This is a genomic window from Mesorhizobium sp. M4A.F.Ca.ET.020.02.1.1, assembly GCF_004022645.1.
Taxonomy (GTDB): Bacteria; Pseudomonadota; Alphaproteobacteria; order Rhizobiales; family Rhizobiaceae; genus Mesorhizobium.
The window spans coordinates 1-2,217 of sequence record NZ_RZOI01000875.1 but is presented as its reverse complement, the minus strand read 5'-3'; the positions used below and the strand labels follow the sequence as shown (position 1 = coordinate 2,217).

General features: G+C 60.8%; 1 protein-coding gene and 1 pseudogene. Both read left to right on the top strand.

Going from position 1 to position 2,217, the window contains the following annotated elements; translation table 11 throughout:
* Window positions 1–775 (top strand): annotated as a pseudogene (locus EN742_RS32455) (DUF1403 family protein); the annotation flags it as partial.
* Between the two features lie 5 nt (window positions 776–780).
* The gene (locus EN742_RS32450; protein WP_091600266.1) at window positions 781–1,473 is read left to right on the top strand and encodes an SMC-Scp complex subunit ScpB; all 693 of its coding nucleotides are present in this window, start codon (window positions 781–783) and stop codon (window positions 1,471–1,473) included.
* Window positions 1,474–2,217: the final 744 nt, after the last annotated feature.

Genomic DNA, 2,217 nt, shown 5'->3' with positions numbered 1-2,217 from the left:
GCTGCGGTCACGGCACGGCAGGCAGGGCGCGTCGAGGACGAAGCGGCCTTGCGCGATGCCGTATTGCTCACAAGACCGGGCGGCAATGTCGGTCCCGCCGGCCTTTTCTTTCTTGCTTGGCGGCGGCTGGCATCTCGGCCAGCGGACGATCTGCTAACGGAGAAAAATGTCGCGGCGGTGCTGGAAGATCTAGGTCTCACGCTCAACGATGAGGCGGTCAGCGATCTGACGGACGATCTGCGACAGCTTGCCGCCAACACCGGCACGGTCGAAACGCTGGTCGGGGCCTTCGCGGCCGCGGAGCGTTACGGCCTCCGGCGCGTTCTCGGAGCCTGGCTTGCCGATGTCTTGCTCGCGCAGCGGCTAGGCTGGACACATGCAATCCCTTTGTTGGGCGCCAAAGCGACCTTAGTTGTGGGTACGTGCCGGGCGCGTCGACCAGTGACTGCCGCTCTGGCTGCCGGCGCCGAAACGGAAGCCGATTGGGCCAAAAGCCTGCTGGCCGCGCAGGCGCGCGCTGCGCTGCGCGCCATTGATCTTTTCGCCGAACTTGAGCGCCGGGCGGACCGGCTGCTTGCGGTTGCGCCGAAACTCAGGGCCAAGGCGGCGGACGTCGTCGTGGAAAAAGCTGCTCTCTGACGACGCGATCGTCGCCTCAGAACAAATCGCCGGCATGAGCGATCGCGGCCTGCGCCGCCTGTTCGACCGGCTGGTCGAGCTCGGTGCCGTGCGTGAATTGTCCGGCCGCGCTACCTTCCGCATCTACGGGCTGTGAAGACAATGGCGGAGAGTGCACGTAGGCGAGGAGGGAGCCGGCCAGATGACCGTCGATCAGCTGACCAGCTGTTTGACCGGGAACTGGATCATCTGCCGCCGGAAGCGCGTTGGCGTGAATGGATGCACCGGGTCGAAGCAACGATCTTCGCCGCTAGCGAGCCGGTCGACCGCGAAATGCTCGCCCGCATCGTCGGGAAAAGCTGCAGCATTGATCTTCTCATCGACGACATCCGCGAGGAGCTGCGCGGCCGCCCTTACGATCTGGTTTCGGTCGCCGGCGGCTGGAAACATTTGACCCGGCCTGCCTATGCAGACGCCATCCGTGCTGCTGTAGGTGGAAGTGGGAAGACGGCCGACCTTACGCAGTCGGAGGTTTTGGTGCTGATGTGCATCGGCTACTTCCAGCCGATCACCCGCGCCGAACTGTCGTCTTTCTTCGGCAACGAGATCAGTCGCGATTTTATTGGTCATCTGCGCGGTGCCGGCCTGATCGCTTCCGGTCCGCGCAGCCCAACGCCGGGCGCGCCCTACACCTATGTGACGACAAAAGAATTCCTGCTGGAGTTCGGGCTCGACACGCTGCGCGACCTGCCGGATTTCGAAGCCCTCGAGGACGCTGGACTGCTCTCGAAGGAGAAGCTACTCGCAGGTGATATCATGCCAGGATTATACAACGACGAGGAAGAGCATGCTTAGCGTCGGCACTGATGAATAATACGCTGCCTGGCCGGTGGCCGCAGTTCGCGGCGTCCTCAACAGGATCTACGACCGGGGTTCGCGAGATGACGTGAGGAGACGCTGTCGGGCGTGGGGCGTTGCCTAGAAAATGGTGGGGGGAAATATGCCTGTAGCTCGTATTGAACGTGTCATTGGCGGTTTGGTAACCGCGTGGGCCGAGCCCGGTTCTGATGGCTACTTTGCCTGCCATCACTTTGGATCTAACGTGCATCCAGCCCACCTCTCCAGTTTTGATGAGGTGGCGGATTTCCTACGTTCGCATCTCGGCAGCGGTGTTCGCATGAACCCCGGCTGGGTCAAGATTGTACGGAACATCCACATCGATGGGGTTTTGCTCCGCTGATCGGCGCGAGCCGTTCTGGAGAGCCAAAAACGCCGGTGGCGGTGAATGATGGGTCACTCGCAGGCGCGCTGCCTGGTGTGAAGTTGTATCCATCGAGAGTGCTATTTAAGCCGCCGGACGGACCCTGGATAAGCAAATCATCCCAAGAAAAATCCTAGACAAATCATGAGACGGCGCTTCTAATTGCTGAGCCGACCGAAATAGCGGGTTGCGCATGTCTCTCAGTGCTTTGGGGGTTATTGCGAGAGACAGATTGCAATTCTGAACTCTGTTATAACGGCAAGGATACCCAGGGTTTGGGGGAGGGGATTTCGTGATTATCGCGGATAATGAAACCGCCATCGACTACCTGTATTACG

Excerpts from the sequence above, each read along its gene's own strand:
- EN742_RS32450 (WP_091600266.1), top strand. The coding sequence starts at position 781 with ATGGCGGAGAGTGCACGTAGGCGAGGAGGGAGCCGGCCAGATGACCGT.